This window comes from Streptomyces sp. NBC_00104, assembly GCF_045160825.1.
Taxonomy (GTDB): Bacteria; Actinomycetota; Actinomycetes; order Streptomycetales; family Streptomycetaceae; genus Streptomyces.
In genome coordinates, this window is the sequence record NZ_CP108215.1 from 8,611,876 (window position 1) to 8,633,278 (window position 21,403).

Consider the following 21,403-nt stretch of genomic DNA (forward strand, 5'->3'; position numbering starts at 1 on the left):
CCTGTCCGGATGCCCGCCGCAGGCCACGGGTAGGGCCCGGCCATGACGCAGCCGTTCGAACTCCCGCACTTCTACATGCCGTATCCCGCGCGGCTGAACCCCCACCTCGAAGAGGCCCGAACCCACTCCTCCGCGTGGGCACGGGAGATGGGCATGCTGGAGGGCTCCGGCGTATGGGAGCAGGCGGACCTGGACGCGCACGACTACGGCCTGCTGTGCGCGTACACCCATCCCGACTGCGACGGCCCGGCGCTCTCGCTCATCACCGACTGGTACGTGTGGGTGTTCTTCTTCGACGACCACTTCCTGGAGCTCTTCAAGCGTTCCCAGGACCGCCCCGGCGGCAAGGCCCACCTCGACCGACTCCCGCTCTTCATGCCGCTGGACCTCTCCACCCCCGTCCCGGAACCGGAGAACCCCGTGGAGGCGGGCCTCGCCGACCTCTGGGCGCGTACGGTGCCGTCGATGTCGATGGACTGGCGCCGCCGTTTCGCCGTGGCCACCGAGCACCTGCTCAACGAGTCGATGTGGGAGCTGTCCAACATCAACGAGGGCCGGATCGCCAACCCGGTCGAGTACATCGAGATGCGCCGCAAGGTCGGCGGTGCTCCCTGGTCGGCCGGTCTGGTCGAGTACGCGACCGCCGAAGTGCCGGGCCCCGTCGCGGAGTCGAGGCCCCTCAGGGTCCTGATGGAGACGTTCTCGGACGCCGTCCATCTGCGCAACGACCTGTTCTCGTACCAGCGGGAGGTCGAGGACGAGGGCGAGAACAGCAACGGCGTGCTCGTCCTGGAGACCTTCTTCGGCTGCGGCACCCAGCAGGCCGCCGAGACCGTCAACGACATCCTCACCTCCCGGCTGCACCAGTTCGAGAACACCGCGCTCACCGAAGTGCCCGCGCTCGCCCTGGAGAAGGGCCTCGCCCCGGACGAGATCGCCGCCGTGGCGGCCTACACGAAGGGGCTGCAGGACTGGCAGTCCGGCGGCCACGAGTGGCATATGAGGTCCAGCCGCTACATGAACGAGGGCGCCACCTCCGCACGTGGCCCGCTCGACTTCGGCGGCGTGGTCCTCTCCGGCCCCGCGCTGGTCACCCGGGCGGGGTTCGGCAGGTCGGCCGCCGATGTCGGGGCGCTGCTCGCGACCGCCGCGGCGGAACGGCTGCGCGCCCATGCGCATGTGCCGTACCAGAAGGTGGGGCCCTCCCGACTCCCCGATTTCTACATGCCGTTCAAGGTGGAGCTCTGCCCGCACCTGGACGCCGCCCGCCCCCGCCTCACCGCCTGGATGCACGCGATGGGCATGCTGAGCGAGGGCGTCTGGGACGAGGAGAAACTCGCCGCCGCCGACCTGCCGCTCTGCTCGGCCGGCCTCGACCCGGACGCGACGCCCGAGCAACTCGACCTCAGTTCCGCCTGGCTGGCCTGGGGCACCTACGGCGACGACTACTACCCCCTCGTCTTCGGCCACCGCCGCGACCTCGCCGCCGCGCGCCTGACCACGGCCCGGCTCTCCGACTGCATGCCCGTCGAGGGGGAGCAGGTCCCCGTCCCGGTGAACGGCATGGAACGGGGCCTCATCGACCTCTGGGCGCGTACGACGGCGGGGATGACCCCCGACGAACGACGCGGTCTGAAGGCGTCCGTCGACAAGATGACCGAGAGCTGGGTGTGGGAGGTGTTCAACCAGATCCAGAACCGCGTCCCCGACCCGGTCGACTACCTGGAGATGCGGCGCGCCACCTTCGGCTCCGACCTCACCCTCAGCATGTGCCGGATGGGCCACGGCCCGCAGATCCCGCCCGAGGTCTACCGCAGCGGGCCCGTCCGCTCCCTGGAGAACGCGGCCATCGACTACGCCTGCCTCATCAACGACGTCTTCTCCTACCAGAAGGAGGTCGAGTACGAGGGCGAGGTCCACAACGCGATCCTCGTCGTGCAGAACTTCTTCGGCTGCGACTACCCGACCGCGCTCGGTGTGATCCACGACCTGATGACCCAGCGGATGCAGCAGTTCGAGCATGTCGTCGCCCATGAACTGCCCGTCGTCTACGACGACTTCGAGCTGTCGGAGGAGGCCCGCACCATCATGGACGGTTATGTGACCGACCTGCGGAACTGGCTGTCCGGCATCCTCAACTGGCACCAGCGGGTCGACCGTTACAAGCCCGAGTTCCTGGCCCGCCGAGCCCACGGCTTCGTCCCGGACCGCCCACCGGTGCTGTCCTTCGCTCCGGTGCACGCCGGCTGAGCCCGGGCCGGGTCACGCCGGCGGAATCCCCGCCCGGGTCACGCCGGCCGGCTCACCACCGCCGCCCGGGTCGCGTGCTCGACCGCGGCCCGGGCGAACGCGCGCACGACCGGGTGCGGACGGCTGCCGTCGCCGGCGAGCTCCGGCTGGAAGAGCGTGGCCAGGAAGAAGGGGTGGCCTGGCAGTTCGGCGATCCGGACGTGCCCGTCCTCGTCGTGCCCGGAGTACCGCAGACCGTGCGCGCGCAGGGTGTCGAGGTGACGGGTCGGGCCGTACGCGCAGAAGTACCGCTCGACCGACCGCTCGGCGTTCATCACGGACTGTGCGAGCGAGCCCGGCTCGACGACGACCGTCGCCTCGTGCCCGACCAGGGAACAGGCGAGCGGCTCGATGAGGAAGTCCTCGGCACCCGGCTCGTTCTCGGCGTGCGCGACCCGGGTGAGCCCGCACACGTGCCGGGCGTACTCCAGCAGCGCGTGCTGGAAGCCGCCGCACGTGCCCAGGAACGGGATGCCCTCCTCCCGGGCGGTCCGGATCGCGGAGAGCACCCCGGCCTCGCTCCGGTACGGGCTGCCCGGCACCACCCACACCGCGTCGAAGCCGCGCACGGCTCCCGCGTCGTCGGCGGCGTCCTCGGAGGGGATCCAGTACGCGTCGAGGACGAGCCGGTCGCGTCCGGCGAGGGCGTCGAGGAGGAGCGGGATCCGGCTGTGCGAGACGACGTCGGGGGACCGGTCGCCGACGATGGCCAGTCGCGCGGACCGGGCCGCGGGGGAAGAGGCGGGCTGAGCCGCGTGGTTCGTCATGCCCGTCATCCTGGGCGCGACCCCGACTTCACGTCCAACGATGATTCCTGCACGCTCGATAAGCGTTGCTGATGGACTGCCGATGGGCCGCCTGACGGTCCGCCTGACGCACCGCCTGACGGGTCGCCTGACGGGTCGGCTGACGGGCCGCATGGTGGGCCGGCCGTAGGCCTGCGCGATCCTGTCCGCCATGGATCCGCATCTGCTGCGTACGTATGTCACCGTGGCCCGGCTCGCCTCCTTCTCCGAGGCCGCGCGCGAGCTGGGATACACCCAGTCCGCGGTGTCCCAGCACATCGCCGCGCTGGAGCAGGATCTCGGCGCCCCGCTGCTGACGCGGCGCCCCGTCGTCCCCACGGCCGCGGGCGAGCGGCTCCTCGAACACGCCGGACCCCTGCTGCTGCGCCTGGAGGCGGCCCGCGCGGACGTCGTACGGATGGCGGCCGCACCCGAGCACGGGCTGACCCTCGCGGCGACCCCGACGGCGCTCGGCCCCCGGGCGATCGCCGCGCTGCCCGCCGCCGGGGTGACCCTGCGGACCCTCTCCCGGGACGAGATCCCGGCGGCCGTCGCCACAGGCACGGCCGACCTGGGCCTGGTCGACGGGATCGCCGCCCCCAGCGACCCCCTCCGCCTCCCCGACGTGGCACCCCTGGCCTCCCGGGGCGTCGGCGAGGAACCCGTCTGCGTGCTCCTCCCCACCGGCCATCCCCTCGCCCGCCGCCCCGGACTCCGCCTCACCGACCTCGTCGACGCCCGCTGGCTCGATGCCCCCGGCGCGGGCCTCCCGCTGGACCGGCTCCGCACCGCGAGCGCCACCGGCGGTCTGCGCACCGCCCTCCGCTACGAGGGCACCGACCTGCGCACGCTCACCACCCTCGCCGCCGCCGGACACGGACTCACCGTCCTGCCCCGCCACTTCGCCGCCGACGTCCCCGGCGCGGTCGCCGTCGCCCTCGTCGAACCCCGCCTCGTGCACCGTACGGAAATCGTGTATGGCGGAACGCCCGGCGGAGCGGCGGCGGCACTGGTGCGGGAGCTGACCGGGCCGCGGACGACGTGACGTCGCCAGGGGGCGTACGCCGGATGTGACGGGGTGTCAGTCTCACTCTTTCGTGGCTCGTCGCGCCGTGATGCGCCGGGTAGGTCTCCGGCCGGAGGCGACACCATGGAACAGACCGCGTTGAGACCCAAACCCATGCCGGGGCAGGAGTCCGGTGACGGCCGCCCACCCGGCACCGTCCGGCGTCCGCACGCCGCACCCCGCCGCACCCGGCAACGACTGATCACCCTGCTGTTCGCCCTGGTGACCTGCGCGGTCCTCGTCCTCTCGGGCGTCGGACTCGGCACCATGGGCGCCACAGCGATCGGTGTGAGCACGCTCGCGGAGCCACGGGAGGAGGCGAGGGGGTCGGAACCCTCCGTCCGGTCGGGTGGAGGCGGCCGGACGCCGCCCGATGCCACCCCACCCCCGCGCGCGGACGGTCCGGCGCCCGCACGCCCCACCCTCGGCGTCGAGGTCGTCGACGCTCCCGGCGGCACCGCGGGCGGCGGCGCCCTCGTCGTCGGCGTCCACGTCCCCGGCCCCGGCCACACCGCGGGCCTGGTCCGCGGCGACGTCGTCCTGGCCCTGGGCGGCACCCGGACCGGATCGGCGGCCGACCTCGCGCGAGCGATCGCCGCCGCGCGCCCCGGAGCGGCGGCGAAACTCGTCGTGCGGCACGCGAACGGCACCCGCCGGCACCTGGTCGCCGTCCCCGGAGTCGTCACGTGAGCCGTCCCCGGCGAGCCGTTACGAGGCCACCCTGAAGTGGCTGGTCAGCCGCCCCTCGTCGTCCAGTACGTGGAACGCCAGCCCGGGCGGCGCGTCCCGGTCCGCGACCTGGTCGCCCTCCCAGGGCAGCCGCAGCGTCCAGGTGACCCCGGGGCCGACGATCAGCGGACGCCCGGCGAAGGTGGTCGCGGCGGGCGTGTGGGCGTGCCCGGTGACGATCCCCGCGATCTCCGGCCGCCGCCCCAGCAGCCGGCCGAGCTTCGTCGGCTGGCCCAACCGGTAGGCGTCCGGCAGCGGGTGGTGGAGCGTCACCGGCGGGTGGTGGAAGGCGAGCAGCACGGGCCGCTCGCCGTCGAGTCCGTCGAGGGTCTCCTCGATCCAGGTGTACGTCTGCGCGTCCAGTTCGCCCTCGTCCTGCCCCGGAATGCTGGAGTCGCACATCAGCACGGCCGCGTCCGCGAAGACGTGCGCGCTGTTGACCGGCCCGTCGGCGGGCGGCTCCCCGAGCAGCGCCTTGCGGTAGGGCGCCCGGCTGTCGTGGTTGCCCGGGCAGGTGAGCACCGGGAAGGGCGCCCCGCCCTCCCGCAGCCCCAGGAGGCGCGCGGCCTCCTCGTACTCGGCCTCCGTGCCGTGGTCCGCGATGTCCCCGGTCACCAGCAGCGCGTCCACCCGCCCCGGCAGCCCCCACAGCAGATCCCGTACCCGCTCGGCCCGCCGGGTCGCCCGGTCGCTCCCGTCCAGATGCAGATCGCTGATGTGCGCGAGTACGAGCATCGTCGTACGCCTCCTCGGGCGGTGCCTGACCGTGTCTGACTTAATGGAACAGTCGAATACAAGCATTAGTTCTAACGATTGGACAAGCTGCAGGCATTAGCGGCGCGGGTTGCTCGCGGACCCCTCGTAACCCACTGGCCGGACCCGGCGCCCGAGGGGCACGATGGCGGGATGCTGAGCACCCTTCTCGCCTTCCTCGGCGCCTGCACCCTGATCGCCGCCTCGCCCGGCCCCAGCACGGTGCTGATCATCAAGGAGTCCCTGCGCAGCAGGCGTTCCGGCTTCCTGACCGTGCTCGGCAACGAGACCGGCGTCTTCGTCTGGGGCCTCGTCGCCGCGTTCGGCCTGACCGCCCTGCTGGCCGCCTCCGAGCTGGCGTACGACGTCATGCGGATCGTCGGCGCGGTCGTCCTCGTCGTCTTCGGAGTACAGACCCTGTGGCAGGCGCGCCGTTCCGAGGTCCAGCCGGAGAGCGTCGGGGAGGCGGCCGGGAAGAGCGGCTGGGCCTCGTACCGGGGCGGACTGCTGCTCAACCTCGCCAACCCCAAGGCGGCGATCTTCGCGATGTCGTTCCTGCCGCAGTTCGTGCCCGAGGGTGCGCCCCATCTGCCCACCATGGTGGGGCTCGCCGCGCTCTGGGCGGTCTACGAGATCGGCTACTACGGCCTCTACGTGTGGTTCGTCGGCAGGATGAAGGCCGTGCTCTCCCGGGCGGGTGTGCGGCGGCGCCTGGAGCAGGTCTCCGGAGGCGTTCTGCTGCTCCTCGGCGCGCGTCTCGCGCTGGAGAGCTGACGCCGGAGCCGGACGACGGTCGACGCCACGCGGCAATCGGCTCGCGTGCGCTGCGGCGGAGGGGCAGGATGCTGCCCGTAGCCCCAGGACTTCCGAGCACACGGAGGCATGGATGACCGGCACGCCCGGCGACCGTCCCGCGCCCACGCCGTCCACCGCCGAGGCCCCGCCCGCGCCCTTCACCGCCGACGACCACCGGGCCCGGATGCGGCGGGCGGCGCGGGCCGCCGCGGACGCCGGGCTCGACGGGCTGCTGGTCGCACCCGGCCCGGACCTGGTGTGGCTGACGGGACACCGGCCGCCGGAGACGGAGCGGCTGACGATGCTGGTGCTGCGCGACGGCGTGGACCCGGTGCTGGTGGTGCCCACCCTGGAGGCCCCGGACGCCGCCGAGGCACCCGGCGGCCCCGCGCTCACGCTCCGCGACTGGACCGACGGCAAGGACCCGTACGACGCGGCCGTCTCCGTCCTCGGCCCGCGCGGCCGCTTCGGCGTCAGCGACAACTCCTGGGCGCTGCACCTGCTCGGCCTGCAACGACGGCTGCCCGGGACGACGTACGTGGCGCTGACCGAGGCCCTGCCGATGCTGCGGGCGGTGAAGGACGCGGCCGAGCTGGAGCGGATGGCGGCGGCGGGCGCGGCCGCCGACCGGGCGTACGAGGAGATCCGCCAGGTCCCCTTCGCCGGCCGCCGGGAGACCGAGGTCGCCGCCGATCTGGCCGGGCTGCTGCGGCGGTTCGGGCACTCCCAGGTCGACTTCACGATCGTCGCGTCGGGCCCGAACGGCGCCAACCCGCACCACGAGGCGGGCGACCGCGTCATCCGCCACGGCGACATGGTCGTCCTCGACTTCGGCGGCCTCAAGGATGGCTACGGCTCCGACACCTCCCGCACCGTCCACGTCGGCGAACCGGACGCCGAGGAGCGTGAGGTGCACGACATCGTGCGGGCCGCCCAGGAGGCGGGGTTCCGCGCGGTACGGCCGGGCGCGGCCTGCCAGGACGTCGACCGGGCCGCCCGCGCGGTCATCACCGGGGCGGGGTACGGCGACCGTTTCATCCACCGCACCGGGCACGGCATCGGCGTCACCACGCACGAACCGCCGTACATGATCGAGGGAGAGCAGCGGCCCCTCGTGCCCGGCATGTGCTTCTCGGTCGAACCCGGCGTCTATCTGCCGGGCCGTTTCGGCGTACGGATCGAGGACATCGTGACGGTGACCGAGGACGGCGGCCGGCGTCTCAACACCACCCCGCGCGAGATGGCGGTGGTCGAGTGACCGACCGCGTGCCCCTGCTCCCCTGAACCCCCGGACGACGGCGCGACCATGACCCAGGTACCGACACCCACCGCGGACAGCGTCCGCCGACTGGTCCGTTCCCTGCTGAAGAACGGGGAGGGGCCCGGCGGCGGCAAGGGCGGCGACGGCCCCGAGGTGCGGCCCGTCGCCGGGGACGACACCCACGGCACCTGGTGGGTCGGCAGCCGTCATGTGCTGCGCCTCGCGACCGACCGGCACGCCGTCGGGCGGCAGCGGCGCGAACTGCGGCTGCGGGACCTGGTTCGTCCGCATGTCGCCGTCGCCGTCCCGGTGAGCGTCGCGCACGGCGAGTGGTCCGGCGGGCTCACCTACACGCTCGACACGAGGCTGCCGGGCGGTACTGCCGAGGACCACGACGTGTCCGCCGTGGGCGAGGCGGATCTGGCGGCGCTCCTCACGGGGCTGCGCGAGGTACCGCTGCGGCAGGCCGAGCCGCTCGGGGTGCCCCGGCTCGCCCCGCGCCCGCTGGAGGCGCTGCGTACGGCGGCGGGGCGCGCGGCGCGGCATCTCGCCGCGGCCGACGAGTTCGACGCGGGGCGGCTCGGGCAGCTGACGTCCGCGAACGCCGCGCAGTTGGCGGCGCCGGGCGCGGTGCTGGTCCACCACGGGCTCACCGGGGACCACCTCGTCGTCAGTGCCGACGGCCGGGTCCGCGGTGTCCTCGACTGGGGCGACGCCGTCATCGGTGACCCCGCCGAGGACATCGCCGGGCTCGCCACGGCCGTCGGCGCGCCCGCCGCGGTCCGCGCGGCCACCCTCGCCGGCTACGGCGCCCGCCCCTGCCTACGTGGCCTCTGGCTGGCCCGCTGCGACACGGTCATCGCCCTCGCGGAGGGGGTGCGGGGGCGGGCCCCGGCCCCCCTGCCGGTCCTCCGGAACCGCCTGCGGCGCACCTGGGAGGCGATCCTGCTGGAGAGGGTGACGGATCTGCGGGGCGAGGACTGAGGACTGAGAACTGACGAGGGGCGCCCCATGGCTCGGGTCGTGCGTGTCGTGTGGCGGCCGCGGGCCGTATGTGGCTGATCGCGCAGTTCCCCGCGCCCCTGAAGGGGCTGCGCCCCTTCGCCCGCATGACTGCGGGCAAGCGTGCCGCTGGGGCGATGGGGGCACCTCCCGGTCGAGCGCAGCCGAGAGCGGGGGAGGGTGTGGCGCGGCGGCACCCTGTCAGCGCCGGTAGGCGCCTCCTCCCCCCCGCCCGGCCCCAGCCGCCGGGTGCCGGCTCACGCCACCGTCAGCACCGCACACGACTCCCCGCCAAGCGTCAGCACGCCATCCGCTCCCGGCGCCTGGACCGGGTCCCAGGCCGCCAGCACCCGCGCGTGCGGCACCCCGACGGGAATCGCGGCCGGCTCGGTGCCCAGGTTCATCGCCACACGCACATCCCCCCGCCGGAAGCCCAACCACCGGGCCTCCTCGTCGAAGGCGACCTTGACGTCGGAGAGGTCGGGGTCGGAGAGGTCGGGGAAGGTGTGGCGGAGGGTGATGAGGGTGCGGTACCAGGCCAGCATCCGGGCGTGGGGCTCGTGCGCCGGCTCGGACCAGTCGAGGCACGAGCGGTCGCGGGTCGCCGGGTCCTGGGGGTCGGGGACGTCCTCCTCGGCCCATCCGTGCGCCGCGAACTCCCGGCGCCGCCCCCGCCGTACGGCCTCCGCGAGTTCCGGATCGGTGTGGTCCGTGAAGAACTGCCAGGGCGTCGACGCGGCCCACTCCTCGCCCATGAAGAGCATCGGCGTGAACGGGCCCGTGAGGACGAGGGCGGCCGCGCAGGCCAGCAGGCCGGGGGAGAGGGTGGCGGCGAGACGGTCGCCCTGGGCGCGGTTGCCGACCTGGTCGTGGGTCTGGGTGTAACCCAGCAGCCGGTGCGCGGAGACGCTCGTACGGTCCAGGGGGCGGCCGTGGCGGCGCTCCCGGAAGGACGAGTACGTGCCGTCGTGGAAGTAGCCGCCCGTCAGGGTCTTCGCCAGGCCCGACAGACCGGCCCGCGCGAAGTCCTCGTAGTAGCCCTGCGACTCGCCGGTCAGGGTGGTGTGCAGGGTGTGGTGGAAGTCGTCGTTCCACTGGGCGTGCAGGCCCAGCCCGCCCTGCGCGCGCGGGGTGACCAGACGGGGGTCGTTCAGGTCCGACTCGGCGATCAGGAACAGCGGTCGGGCGACCTCCTCGGCGAGCCCGTCCACCGCCGTCGACAGTTCCTCGAGGAAGTGCAGGGCGCGGGTGTCCTTGAGCGCGTGGACCGCGTCCAGCCGCAGGCCGTCCAGGCGGTAGTCGCGCAGCCAGGCGAGCGCGCTCTCCAGGAAGTACGCCCGTACCTCGTCCGAGCCGGGCGCGTCCAGGTTGACCGCCGCGCCCCAGGGCGTGTGGTGCCGCTCGGTGAAGTACGGGCCGAAGACGGGCAGGTAGTTGCCGGAGGGGCCCAGATGGTTGTGCACGACGTCGAGCACGACCCCGAGGCCCAGCTCGTGCGCCGCGTCCACGAACCGCTTCAGCGCCTCGGGCCCGCCGTACGGCTCGTGCACCGCCCAGAGCGAGACGCCCTCGTAACCCCAGCCGTGCGTCCCGGGGAACGGGCACACCGGCATCAACTGCACGTGCGTGACGCCCAGTTCGACGAGATGGGCGAGGCGCCCGGCCGCCGCGTCCAGCGTGCCCTCCACGGTGTACGTGCCGACGTGCAGCTCGTACAGCACCGCGCCCGGCAGCCCGCGCCCGGACCACTGCGCGCGCCACGCGTACCGCCCGTGGTCGACGACCGCGCTCAGCCCGTCGGGGCCGTCCGGCTGGCGGCGCGAGCGCGGATCGGGACGCACCGGACCGTCGTCGACGGCGAATCCGTAGCGCGTGCCGTCCGACGCCTCCGCCTCGGCCGTCCACCACCCCGGCCGCTCCGGATCGCGCTCCATGGCATGCGTGGCGCCCGCGCGGTGGAGCGTCGAACGTTCGGCCTGCGGTGCCCACACCTCGAACTGCACGGAACGGTTCTCCCTCGGCTGCCGGTCGTGGTCCTGGGTAGTCAGGGGGTCGGCCGCTCCGGGGAAGTACGCGCACACCCCCGGAACCGCTTCTGTCCATCGTGCTGCAAACGAGATCGTCGCGCGCCCGGATCACCGCTTTTGCCCGCCCGCGTCGCTCGTCCGTCGGGCATGTCCGGGGATGGTCACCGTTTACGGCCTGTCTGGACACCTCCGGCCCCCCTGACCGACAATCACCTGCGTGACGTCGTCCTTCGAGTTCCACACATACCCCGCGCGGCTGTCGGACGCCGAGCGCGACCGCGCGCTGAGGGCGCTCCGTGACGGCGTCGCACTGGGCCGCCTGTCGCACGACACGTTCATCCGGCGGATGGAGCTGGCGCTCACCGCCCGCCGCTCCGACGAACTCGCCGCGCTCACCGCCGACCTGCCCGCCGAGAAGCGCTGGTCCCGGCTGGTGCTCGGCACCGTCGGGGCGGTCTCCGGTTTCGGCGTGAAGCTGCGCCGGGCCTGGCAGGCCGAGCGGCTCCCCAAGCTTCAACTGCCGCACCCGGCGAGCGACCACGCCCTGCGCATCGGCCGCGACCCCGCGAGCGGGCTCCGGCTCAGCCACGAGACGGTCTCCCGGGTGCACGCCGAGCTGAGCCGGCAGGGCGGCATGTGGATCCTGCGTGACCTCGGCTCCACCAACGGCACCACCGTCAACGGCCGTCGGGTGATCGGCGCGGCCGTCGTCCGCGACGGCGACCAGGTGAGTTTCGGCCGCATGACGTTCCGTCTCTCCTCGGAATGACCTTCTGACCGATCCCACGGCAAAGCTCTGGCCTGGGATTTACCCAGCGAGTTTGTCAACTTCCCTTCCGTTCGGGGGTGTTGACGTACGTTCTCGGCCGTGACTGACTGTGCTTACACCATGCACACCAGGTGAACCGACGGCGCCACATTCGTGGAGGTGTGCCCTGCCGCCACTCCTCCGCTACCCGACCGTGGACGACTTGTCCGCCCGCGCCGCGGCCCTCGTCGCCCGACATCCGCACCGCGCCCGACTGCGCCGCGTGGGCACCTCACGGGCGGGCACGCCGATGTGGCTGCTGTCCGTCGGACGAGGCAGCCGCCACACCCTGATCGTCGCCGGTCCGCACGCCAACGAACCCGTGGGCGGCGCCACCGTCCTCCGGCTCGCCGAACGGGCCCTGGCCGACCCCCGGTTGAGCGACGCCGCCGACATCACCTGGAACCTGCTGCTGAGCCTCGACCCCGACGGCTCCCGCCGCAACGAGGGCTGGCTGTCCGGCCCGTACACCCTCGGGCACCACTTCCGGCACTTCTTCCGCCCCGGTTTCCTGGAACAGCCCGAGTGGCTGCCCGACGGCGCGGCCGGCGCCGCCCTGCCGGAGACCCGCACCCTGCTCGGCCTCCAGGACGAACTGCGGCCCTTCTTCCAGTGCTCGCTGCACGGCGTCGACATCGGCGGCGGCTTCGTCGAGCTGACCCGTGAACTGCCGGGCATCGCCGAGCGCGTGGCCCGCATCGCCGCCCGCCTCGGCATCCCGCGCGAGCTGAGACCGTACGACACCCTGTACTGGCCCTGCCTCGGCCCCGCCGTCTACCGCATCCCGCCCCCGCGCCGGGGCGACCTGGCCGCCGCCATCACCGAGGCGGCCGTCGAGTCCACCTGGTTCCACCCGCACCGCTACGGCACGGTCACCGCCGTCGTCGAGGCACCCATGTGGGGGGTGACCGCCGTCGAGGACGTCTCCCCGACGCCGGACGCCGACGCCGTACTGCGCACCGTCAGCCGCGCCCTGCGCCGCGACACCCGGCTCCTGGAGGGCATCCTCGCCCGGGTCCGCCCCTCGGCGAGCGGCGGCCCGGACGCGGCCCGGCTCCTCGCCCCGGTCGACGACTATTTACTGGTCGGGCCGGGCCTCGCCGACTCCTGGGACCCCGACGTCCACGACGGCGCCGCCCGGCCCCTGCCCCCGCTCGACACCGCCCGGCTCACCACCCTCGCCATCTCCGGCCGCCGGGTCGCCCTGCGCACAGCCGGGCTGCTGCACCAGCTGGTGACCCGCGCCGGACGCGACCCGGGCGACGCCCTGCCCGAGCTCGACCGGCTCATCGACGAGTGGTGCGCCGAGTACCGCGACGGCTACGGGGCACGCTGGATCCCCGTCGCCCGCCAGGCGGAATACCAGGCCCACGTGGTCCTCGCCGCGTTCGACCTGGCCGCCGGGCGCCCGCGCACGTCGGGGTCCGCCCCCCACGGGACCTGCCCGGACGCCCACGCGGACTCCCGTTCGGGTGAGCCGGATTGGAGTTCCGAGCCCGCCGTGCCGATGCACCGGGAATGACGAACCCCACCCGCGCGGTACGCGGCGGCCTGCTCGCCGCACTCGCCCTCCTCACCGTCGGCGCCTCGGCCCCGGACCGGCCGGCCGCCACCCACGGCGACTGGCTCTACGTCTCCCTCACCCGGGGCGACGCCCGCTCCTCCGACACCCGCGGCACCCTGCTCCTCTGCGACCCGCCCCAGGGCCACGGCCGCGCCGCCCAGGCCTGCGCGGAACTCCGCGAGACCAGCGGGGACATCACCCGCATCCCCCACAGGAACGCCCTGTGCACCGAGATCCACGCCCCCGTCCGAGCCACCGCCGAAGGCCGGTGGAACGGCAGATCGGTCACCTACGAGCAGACGTTCGCGAACGCCTGCGTGATGGCGGCCCGAACGGGAGCGGTGTTCGCCTTGTCGGACTGACGGTCACCCACAGGGGGCGCGGGGAACCGCTCGACCAGCCGCTGACGGCCCGCGGCCGCCCGACAACACGACGAGGCACCCCGGCAGGCGCACTCAGGACCCCGTGTCCCCCCGCGCACACGCCGCGGCCGCCAGCACCGTCCGCACCTGGTGCTCGACCTGGTCACTCACCGGCACCCACCGCGCGTGGAACCGGTCGGCGAAGGACTCGCACCACTCGGCGACCAGCTCTTCGAGGAGCGGTGCCCCGGGGGCGTCGGCATCCACCAGCGCGCGCCGCAGCATCGCCGCGGCCCGCAACGGGAGCCGGCGCCCGAAGGCGTCCACACTGCCCACGTACGCCGTCGACAGATCCGCCGGCGGCCCGTCGGTCCAGTCCCGGGCCAGCCCCGGCACCAGGGCCAGCGCCCACCGGGCGGCCCTCAGCAACGGTCCCTCGGGGCCCGGCAGCCGGGGCAGCGCCTCGGCGAGGACCCGCTCCACCCGGGCCGCGTCCGAGAGGAGCCGTCGCGCCAGATGGCGCAGCGCCGCCGCCGGGGCCGGATGCGGGGCCGTGTCGTCCACCAGGTCGCTCGCCCACATCGGCACCTCCACGACCGCCGTCAGGCCGCCGTACCGGTGGGCGTGGTACCAGGTGCTGTGGCGGGCGTCGTCCGGCATGCTCGGGTACGCCGCGTGGCCCCCGGGCCGCGGCATCACGAACACCCCGGGACCGGAGACGGGCCAGCCCGCGGCGTCGGACGCGCCCATCTCCACCGGTATGCCCAGCTCGGCCGCCGACTTGGCGAACGGCTCGGCGAGCCCCGGCACGTCCTTCGTCAACTGCACCCAGCTGCCGCCGAGATCGGTGCCGTGCAGGGTCACCTGGAGGTAGGGCCGCAGCTCGCTGATCACCCTCAGCAGGGCGTGCGTCTCGGGCGGCAGCCGGTCCGGCGGCAGCACGGACGGCGACCACTCCGGCTGCTCGGGACCGGCCGGCCGGAAGAACCCCAGGTGGTAGTCGAGGAGGGTGCGCGGCGCCGGGGTCGTGTGGAGCCTCGCCCCGTCCGGGTCCGCGCAGAGCACGAAGTGCCAGGAGACATCGGCCCGCAACTCCCGCTCATGGACGATCCGTTGGGCCAGGGCGAGCACCGTGGAGCCGCCGGTCGGCTCGTTCGCGTGGGCGCCCGCGACGACCAGGACGGCCCGTCTCGCCCGGCCCACGGACAGCAGCCACAGCGGCCGGCCGGCCCGCGAGACACCGATCCGCCGCAGCGCGCACAGCTCCGGCCGACGGTTCGTCAGATTCCTTGCGGCCGACTCCAGTTCAGCCACTGTGGGATAACCGAGCTCCAACAGGAGACCCACCCCCGTCCAGTCCACCTGGCATCAGAATCCACACACCCGGCGGAGCCGGGTGTGGATGTGGCCAGTGTCCTTCCGTGGAAGGGGCGGCGCCCAGGGGCGCCCAGTCGCATTCACCGTCACCCGGCACGGGAGTGACCGCTACCCGGCGGCCGAGCCGCCGTCACCCGGCAGTCGAGCCGCCGTCACCCGGCGGCGTATCCACCGTCACTCGGCAGGACGTCACCGTCACCCGCCAGGGGCGTCACCGTCACCCGGCAGGGACGTCACCGTCACCCGCCGACCCGCTCCAGCAGCGCGACCGGCAGCACCTCGAAGAGCTCCGCCATCCGCACGACCCCCGCGAACTCCCGCCCCTCGCCCAGCACATCGGCCCACCGCCCCTCCGGCAGCACGAGCCGGGTGTCCCCCCAGCCGCCGGCCTCCGCCAGCCGCAGCGACAACCGTGTCACCGCCGTGACCACCTCCCCGGACCGCGCGAAGGCCACACAGTGCCCGGCGCCGGCCCCGTCCGCCGACAGCGGCGTGTAGGCCGCCGCGTCCCCGAACACCTCCGGCCGCCGCGCGCGCAGCCGCAGCGCGGCGGAGGTGAGCCGGAACTTCTCGGACTCCCCGTCCTGCGGGGTGAAGGCCCGCCGGTTGTCCGGATCCACCAGCGCCCGGTACTCGCTCTCCGTCCCCTGGTAGACGTCCGGCACCCCCGGCATCGTCAACTGCACCAGGGCCGCACCGAGACCGTTCGCCCGCACGTACGGCTCCAGCTCCTGACGCAGTGCGGCGACCCGGGCGTCCACGGCGGGCCCGCGTGCGACGAAGTCCGCCACCGCCTGCTCGTACGCCGGGTTCTGCTCGGTCCAGGAGGTGTGCAGCCCGGCCTCCCGCACATGCTTCAACAGGGCCCCCTGAAGCCGCTCCTCGGCCGCGGGCCCGAGCCCGAACGCGGTCTGCCAGGCCGCCCACGCCAGTTGCGGATCCGGCACACCCGCCCCGTCCCGCGTCACCTCCGCCAGCACATCGGCCCACCGCCCCGGGCACTCCCCGAGCACCGCGATCGCCGCCCGCACATCCGCACTGCGCTTGGTGTCGTGCGTCGACAACACCGTCCCCGTCGCCGGCCAGTCGCGCTGCACACGGGCGCAGTAGGCGTGGAAGTCCTCCGGCGACACGGCCGGACTCCCCGGATCGCCCCCCACTTCGTTCGCCGACAGCAACGGCACATAGCGATAGAACGCCGTGTCCTCCACCGACTTCGCCCGCAGTGCCGACGAGGTCTGCGCGAACCGCGCCCGGAACTCCGCGTGCCCCGGCCCCTCACCCACCCGGCCCAGCACCAGATCCCGTACGGCGTCCACCGACCGGGCCTCCTCGGGCACCACGAACACCGCGCGCGCCTCGGCCGCGGCCTCCTCGGTGACGACCAGGGCGGCGTCCTGGGAGGTGTACGGCCGGTACACCTCCATCCGTGCGAGCAGCTCGCACAGCGCGGTGCGCAGCGCCCACGGCGCATGGTCGCGCAAGGCCGGCTCGGGGGAGCGCTCGCACAGCCGGTGCGCCACCCGGGTGAGCCGTTCCACCTCCGTGGCCAGCTCGTGTGTGAGCACCCGGTACGCGGCCCGCCGCACGGTCGACTCCCACTCGCCGCCCCGGTCGGCCTGCGCGGCCGTGAAGCGCCGGTACTGCCCCAGCAGCTCACCCGCCCCCGCCGGATCCGTGAACAGTCCGTCGACGTGCCGCAGCGCGTCGTAGCCGGTGGTTCCCGCGACCGGCCACGCCGCCGGCAGCGCCTCCCCGTCCGCCAGGATCTTCTCGACGACGGTCCACCGCCCACCGGTCGCCTCGTGCAGCCGCCGCAGATAGGCGTCGGGATCGGCGAGCCCGTCGGGATGGTCGACGCGCAGCCCGTCGACGACACCCTCCTCCAGCAGCTGAAGGATCTTCGCGTGGGTGGCGTCGAAGACGTCCGGCTCCTCCACCCGCACCCCGATCAGCTCCGAAATGCTGAAGAAGCGCCGGTAGTTCAGCTCGGTGCGGGCCAGCCGCCACCACGCCGGCCGGTACCACTGCGCGTCCAGCAGCTGCGGCAACGGCAGCTTCTCGGTGCCCTCCCGCAGCGGGAACGCGTGGTCGTAGTAGCGCAGCTCCCGCCCGTCCACCACGAACTGGTCGATCTCCGCGCCCAGCGGCCCGCCGAGCACCGGCAGCAGCACCCGCCCGCCCTGCGCCTCCCAGTCGATGTCGAACCACCGCGCGTACGCCGACTCCGGCCCCTCCCGCAACACGTCCCACAGCGCCCTGTTGTGCCGGGGCGCCATGGCCATGTGGTTGGGCACGATGTCCACGACGAGACCGAGGCCGTGGGCCCGCGCGGTACTGGCCAGCGCCCGCAGCCCCTCCTCCCCGCCCAGCTCCCCCCGCACCCGGCCGTGGTCGACCACGTCATAGCCGTGCCCCGACCCCGGCACGGCTTCCAGCACGGGCGAGAGATGGAGGTGCGACACCCCGAGCGAGGCGATGTACGGCACGGCGGCCGCGGCGGCGGAGAAGGGGAAGTCGGGCTGAAGCTGAACCCGATAGGTGGCGGCAGGCACGACAGAGGTCATGCACTCCTACGTACCCGCCCCAGGACATTTGGAGCACCCTGACACGCGACGACACCCTGCTTTCGAGGGGCGCGGGGAACCGCGCGATCAGCCACGGACCACCCGCAGCCAGGAACCGAAGCCACCCCTGCGGCGAATCCCGCGAGCGGGCCGGGCCTAGGTCGGCCGCCTGAAAACAGCCAGGCTCCGATCCACCAGAGTCACCCGGTCCCCGGCCGCCACCTTCGGACCGTCCACCGGAACCGCGTCCTCCCGCCCCGTGTCCACGACCATCTGCCACTGCGGCCCGTGATTGACCGGCACCACGAACTCCAGCGGTTCCGCCGAGGCGTTGACCAGCAACAGGAACGAGTCGTCGGAGATCCGCTCGCCACGCGCACCCGGCTCGGAGATCGCGTTCCCGTTCAGGAACACCGTCAGCGCCCCGGCCCGCGACGAGTCCCAGTCCCGCTGCGCCATCTCCTGCCCCTCGGGCGTGAACCAGGCGATGTCCGACAGCTCGTCGTGCGTCCCTTCCACCGGCCGGCCGTGGAAGAACCGCCGCCGCCGGAAGACCGGATGATCCTTCCGCAGCCACACCATCGCGCGCGTGAACTCCAGCAGATCCCCGAAGACCTCGGCTCCGTCGCCGCCCTCCCCGTCCTCCCGGTCCTCCCCGTCCTCGCCGGCAGGCCACGGCACCCAGGACAGCTCGTTGTCCTGGCAGTACGCGTTGTTGTTGCCGCCCTGCGTCCGCGCGAACTCGTCCCCGTGGCTGAGCATCGGCACGCCCTGCGACAGCATCAGCGTGGCGATGAAGTTCCGCATCTGCCGGACCCGCAGCGCCGTCACCCCGGGGTCGTCGGTCTCGCCCTCGGCTCCGCAGTTCCACGACCGGTTGTGGCTCTCCCCGTCCCGGTTGTCCTCGCCGTTCGCGTCGTTGCGCTTGTCGTTGTAGGAGACGAGATCCCGCATCGTGAAGCCGTCGTGGCAGGTCACGAAGTTGATGGAGGCCAGCGGGCGCCGCCCGTCGTCCTGGTACAGGTCCGACGATCCGGTCAGCCGCGACGCGAACTCCGCCAGTGTGCGCGGCTCGCCCCGCCACAGGTCCCGGACCGTGTCCCGGTACTTGCCGTTCCACTCGGTCCACAGCGGCGGGAAGTTCCCGACCTGGTAGCCGCCCTCGCCGACGTCCCAGGGCTCGGCGATCAGCTTCACCTGGGAGACCACGGGGTCCTGCTGGACGAGGTCGAAGAACGACGACAGCCGGTCCACCTCGTGGAACTGCCGGGCCAGGGTCGCGGCGAGGTCGAAGCGGAAGCCGTCGACATGCATCTCGGTGACCCAGTACCGCAACGAGTCCATGATCAGCTGCAGGACGTGCGGGGACCGCATGAGCAGGGAGTTCCCCGTGCCCGTCGTGTCCATGTAGTAGTGCGGGTCGTCCGTGAGCCGGTAGTACGACGGGTTGTCGAGGCCCTTGAAGGACAGCGTCGGACCCAGGTGGTTGCCCTCGGCGGTGTGGTTGTAGACCACGTCGAGGATGACCTCGATCCCGGCCTCGTGCAGTGCCCGGACCGCCGACTTGAACTCCAGCACCTGCTGCCCGCGGTCGCCCCAGGAGGCGTACGCGTTGTGCGGGGCGAAGAAGCCGATCGTGTTGTAGCCCCAGTAGTTGCTGAGGCCCATGTCGGCCAGACGATGGTCGTTCACGAACTGGTGTACGGGCATCAGCTCCAGTGCCGTGACGCCCAGTGCGGTCAGGTGTTCGATGATCGCCGGGTGGGCGAGCGCCGCGTACGTGCCGCGCAGCTCCTCGGGCAGCCCCGGGTGCCGCATGGTCAGCCCCTTGACGTGGGCCTCGTAGATCACCGTGTGGTGGTACTCGGTGCGGGGCCGGCGGTCGTCGCCCCAGTCGAAGTACGGGTTGACCACGACCGAGGTCATCATGTGCGGTGCCGAGTCGAGGTCGTTGCGCTGGTCGGGCGCTCCGAAGTGATAGCCGTACACCTCCTCCCCCCACTTGACCGAGCCGCTGATGGCGCGCGCGTACGGGTCGAGGAGCAGCTTCGCGGAGTTGCAGCGCAGCCCGCGCTCCGGCGCGTACGGGCCGTGCACACGGAAGCCGTACCGTTGCCCCGGCATCACGCCGGGCAGGTACGCGTGCCGCACGAACGCGTCCGTCTCGCGCAGTTCCACCGCCGTCTCGGAGCCGTCGTCGTCCAGCAGACACAGCTCTACTCGATGCGCGGCCTCCGAGAAGACCGCGAAGTTGGTACCGGCGCCGTCGTACGTGGCGCCGAGCGGATACGCCTGTCCAGGCCAGACCTGCATGGATACGACTCTTCCAGTTGTCGCGCGTCGCTGGGTGCGACTCCGCAGGGAGTCTCCCCCAAACTGATGGAACCTCCTAGGGCATACGTCCCTCCTGCCCAGTGGTGGACACATCGTGACGCCCCGCGGGCCTCCAGTGTCGGGTCATCGCCGTCGACCGCTATGAATCGGCTCACTCCCGAGGTGGTAGCGGGCCGGAACGGGCAAGTCACGTGGGGTAGTTGAGAAACGACCTGTCCATCCGGCTGTATCGGCACCCGCTACCGGAGTACCCTTCCTTGATCGTTGAGTAGGGGCGAGCTCGGGGGAGCGGAAGGCGGTGCGCGGGTGGGCTCGGGAGGGCTGGAGTTGCCTCCTGGTGACGAGGGTCACGAGGGGAACTCCACAGATGTCCCACCCGGCGCGGTGTCCCTGGCGCGGCCGATGGACAGGGGTTCCATCGGCCCCGAACTGGACTGGAACGCCGACGCCTGGCTCGAAGTGCGTACGCGCGCCCAGCGGGCCGGCCGCGCCTACATCTGGCTGAACCTCGTCGAGCAGCGGCTGCGCGCCGTGGTGGCCGCCGTGCTGCGGCCCATCTACGAGCCCGTCCACGGCGACGACTGGGTGGTCGCCGCCGCCGGACCCGCCGGACAGGAGTGGGTGCAGCGGGCCGTCGCGGTACGCGAGGTCAGCCGCCGCAAGGGCTATCTGCTCGACCCCGCCGACGACAACGTGCTGAGCTTCCTCACCCTCCCGCAGCTGCGGGAGCTGATGGTGCAGCACTGGCCCTGCTTCGAGCCGTACGTCGACGAGCGGCGCGACGTGGAACTGGCCCTGGACGAGCTGGAGGTCACCCGGAACGTCGTCTCCCGCAACCGTGCCCTGTCCGAGGCCGTCCTCGCCCAGGCCGAGCGCGCCTCGGCGAAACTGCTGGAGATCCTGGGCGCGGGCAGCGACGTGCCCTCCGCGCGCCGGCTGCCCGTCGACGCCGTCGAGGACCTCGTCGGCGAACGGTACGCGGACGTCGTCGGCGTCCACTCCGACCGGGTGCGGCTGCTGCGGCAGTTCCCCGCCGAGGACCTCTTCGGCGGCGCCCGCCGCCTCGACGCCATCGGCATAGGCCTGAACCTCCTCGTGCAGAACTTCTCCGGGCGGCGGCTGGTGCGGCTCGCCGAGTCGGGCTGCCGGGTGCGGCTGCTCTTCCTGAATCCCGCGTCCAGCGCGGTGAAGCGACGCGAGCGCGAACTCGGCATAAAACGCGGCGAGTTGAGCCGTGCCGTGGAGATGAACATCCTCCATATGCGCCGGGTCCGTTCCAAGCTGCGCGACCCCGGCGCCTTCGAGATCCAGGTGTTCGACGAGACGCCCCGGTTCACCGCCTACCTCGTAGACGGCGACGGCACGGACGGTGTCGCCGTCATCCAGACCTATCTGCGCCGCACCCGGGGCATGGAGGCGCCGGTCCTCGTCCTGCGCGGCGGCAACCGGGTCCTCAAGGCGCACGAGAACGGCGAAGCCGGGCTTTTCGACACCTACCGCGAGGAGTTCGAAGTGGCGTGGGCGGACTCACGACCGGTGTCATGAACCGGGCCGGGGACGGGGCCGTGAACCGGGCCGTGAACGGGACTGTGGCTCCGGCTGTGGCTCCGGCCGTGGCCCGGGTCGCGACCAGGGCTGTCGCCGGGTGGCGGGGCGCCCGGCGGAATGCGGTCCTCGGATTGTC

General features: G+C 73.0%; 16 protein-coding genes. 10 read left to right on the top strand and 6 right to left on the bottom strand.

What is annotated here, in order from left to right; all coding sequences use genetic code 11:
• Positions 1-42: 42 nt before the first annotated feature.
• Positions 43-2,250 carry a germacradienol/geosmin synthase Cyc2 gene (cyc2, locus tag OG272_RS37805; RefSeq protein WP_405895580.1) on the top strand — a complete coding sequence of 736 codons (2,208 nt, stop codon included), beginning with the start codon at positions 43-45 and terminating at the stop codon, positions 2,248-2,250.
• A gap of 38 nt (positions 2,251-2,288) precedes the next feature.
• Here the strand turns inward: cyc2 and OG272_RS37810 are convergent, their stop codons facing one another.
• Entirely contained in the window at positions 2,289-3,056 is a 768-nt protein-coding gene (locus OG272_RS37810; RefSeq protein WP_328224238.1) for a glutamine amidotransferase-related protein, read from the bottom strand.
• Positions 3,057-3,246: 190 nt separating this feature from the next.
• On the opposite strand from OG272_RS37810, the gene OG272_RS37815 reads away from it, so the two are divergent.
• Both OG272_RS37815 and OG272_RS37820 read left to right on the top strand, forming a co-directional pair.
• Positions 3,247-4,119: a LysR family transcriptional regulator gene (locus tag OG272_RS37815; RefSeq protein WP_327727339.1), complete on the top strand. Its 873-nt coding sequence runs from the start codon at positions 3,247-3,249 to the stop codon at positions 4,117-4,119.
• Between the two features lie 105 nt (positions 4,120-4,224).
• A complete protein-coding gene (locus OG272_RS37820; protein WP_327727338.1) occupies positions 4,225-4,830 on the top strand; it encodes a PDZ domain-containing protein in 606 nt (201 codons plus the stop codon).
• An 18-nt stretch (positions 4,831-4,848) separates the two neighbouring features.
• Here the strand turns inward: OG272_RS37820 and OG272_RS37825 are convergent, their stop codons facing one another.
• Positions 4,849-5,604, bottom strand: coding sequence for a phosphodiesterase (locus tag OG272_RS37825; RefSeq protein WP_327727337.1), 756 nt, complete (start codon positions 5,602-5,604; stop codon positions 4,849-4,851).
• A 171-nt stretch (positions 5,605-5,775) separates the two neighbouring features.
• Between OG272_RS37825 and OG272_RS37830 the strand changes: the two genes are divergently transcribed.
• From OG272_RS37830 to OG272_RS37840, 3 genes are all read left to right on the top strand, one after another.
• Positions 5,776-6,396, top strand: coding sequence for a LysE family translocator (locus OG272_RS37830; protein ID WP_327727336.1), 621 nt, complete (start codon positions 5,776-5,778; stop codon positions 6,394-6,396).
• Positions 6,397-6,508: 112 nt separating this feature from the next.
• On the top strand, positions 6,509-7,675 hold the full coding sequence (locus tag OG272_RS37835) for an aminopeptidase P family protein (protein ID WP_327727335.1): 1,167 nt from the start codon (positions 6,509-6,511) through the stop codon (positions 7,673-7,675).
• Positions 7,676-7,723: 48 nt separating this feature from the next.
• Positions 7,724-8,662, top strand: coding sequence for an aminoglycoside phosphotransferase family protein (locus OG272_RS37840; protein ID WP_327727334.1), 939 nt, complete (start codon positions 7,724-7,726; stop codon positions 8,660-8,662).
• 275 nt (positions 8,663-8,937) lie between these two features.
• Here OG272_RS37840 and treZ read toward each other — a convergent pair whose 3' ends face one another.
• The gene (treZ, locus tag OG272_RS37845; RefSeq protein WP_327727333.1) at positions 8,938-10,683 is read right to left on the bottom strand and encodes a malto-oligosyltrehalose trehalohydrolase; all 1,746 of its coding nucleotides are present in this window, start codon (positions 10,681-10,683) and stop codon (positions 8,938-8,940) included.
• 241 nt (positions 10,684-10,924) lie between these two features.
• On the opposite strand from treZ, the gene OG272_RS37850 reads away from it, so the two are divergent.
• The 3 genes from OG272_RS37850 (at position 10,925) to OG272_RS37860 (ending at position 13,441) form a co-directional block, all read left to right on the top strand.
• Positions 10,925-11,476: a DUF1707 and FHA domain-containing protein gene (locus OG272_RS37850; RefSeq protein ID WP_326575631.1), complete on the top strand. Its 552-nt coding sequence runs from the start codon at positions 10,925-10,927 to the stop codon at positions 11,474-11,476.
• A gap of 193 nt (positions 11,477-11,669) precedes the next feature.
• Entirely contained in the window at positions 11,670-13,037 is a 1,368-nt protein-coding gene (locus OG272_RS37855) for a M14 family zinc carboxypeptidase (RefSeq protein ID WP_327727332.1), read from the top strand.
• Positions 13,034-13,441 carry an SSI family serine proteinase inhibitor gene (locus OG272_RS37860; RefSeq protein WP_326575627.1) on the top strand — a complete coding sequence of 136 codons (408 nt, stop codon included), beginning with the start codon at positions 13,034-13,036 and terminating at the stop codon, positions 13,439-13,441. The genes OG272_RS37855 and OG272_RS37860 overlap by 4 nt, the downstream gene beginning before the upstream one ends.
• Positions 13,442-13,534: 93 nt before the next feature.
• Here the strand turns inward: OG272_RS37860 and OG272_RS37865 are convergent, their stop codons facing one another.
• The 3 genes from OG272_RS37865 to glgX all read right to left on the bottom strand — a co-directional run bounded on the left by OG272_RS37865 (position 13,535) and on the right by glgX (position 19,698).
• Positions 13,535-14,788 (bottom strand): M14 family zinc carboxypeptidase, encoded by a 1,254-nt coding sequence (locus OG272_RS37865; RefSeq protein ID WP_327732095.1) that lies wholly within the window; start codon positions 14,786-14,788, stop codon positions 13,535-13,537.
• Positions 14,789-15,057: 269 nt separating this feature from the next.
• Positions 15,058-17,385, bottom strand: a complete 2,328-nt coding sequence (gene treY / locus OG272_RS37870) for a malto-oligosyltrehalose synthase (protein ID WP_405895581.1) — start codon at positions 17,383-17,385, stop codon at positions 15,058-15,060.
• A 156-nt stretch (positions 17,386-17,541) separates the two neighbouring features.
• Entirely contained in the window at positions 17,542-19,698 is a 2,157-nt protein-coding gene (glgX, locus tag OG272_RS37875; RefSeq protein WP_328224241.1) for a glycogen debranching protein GlgX, read from the bottom strand.
• 327 nt (positions 19,699-20,025) lie between these two features.
• Here glgX and OG272_RS37880 point away from each other — a divergent pair, with 327 nt between their 5' ends.
• A complete protein-coding gene (locus OG272_RS37880; RefSeq protein WP_326585573.1) occupies positions 20,026-21,264 on the top strand; it encodes an SAV2148 family HEPN domain-containing protein in 1,239 nt (412 codons plus the stop codon).
• The last annotated feature ends 139 nt before the right edge of the window (positions 21,265-21,403 follow it).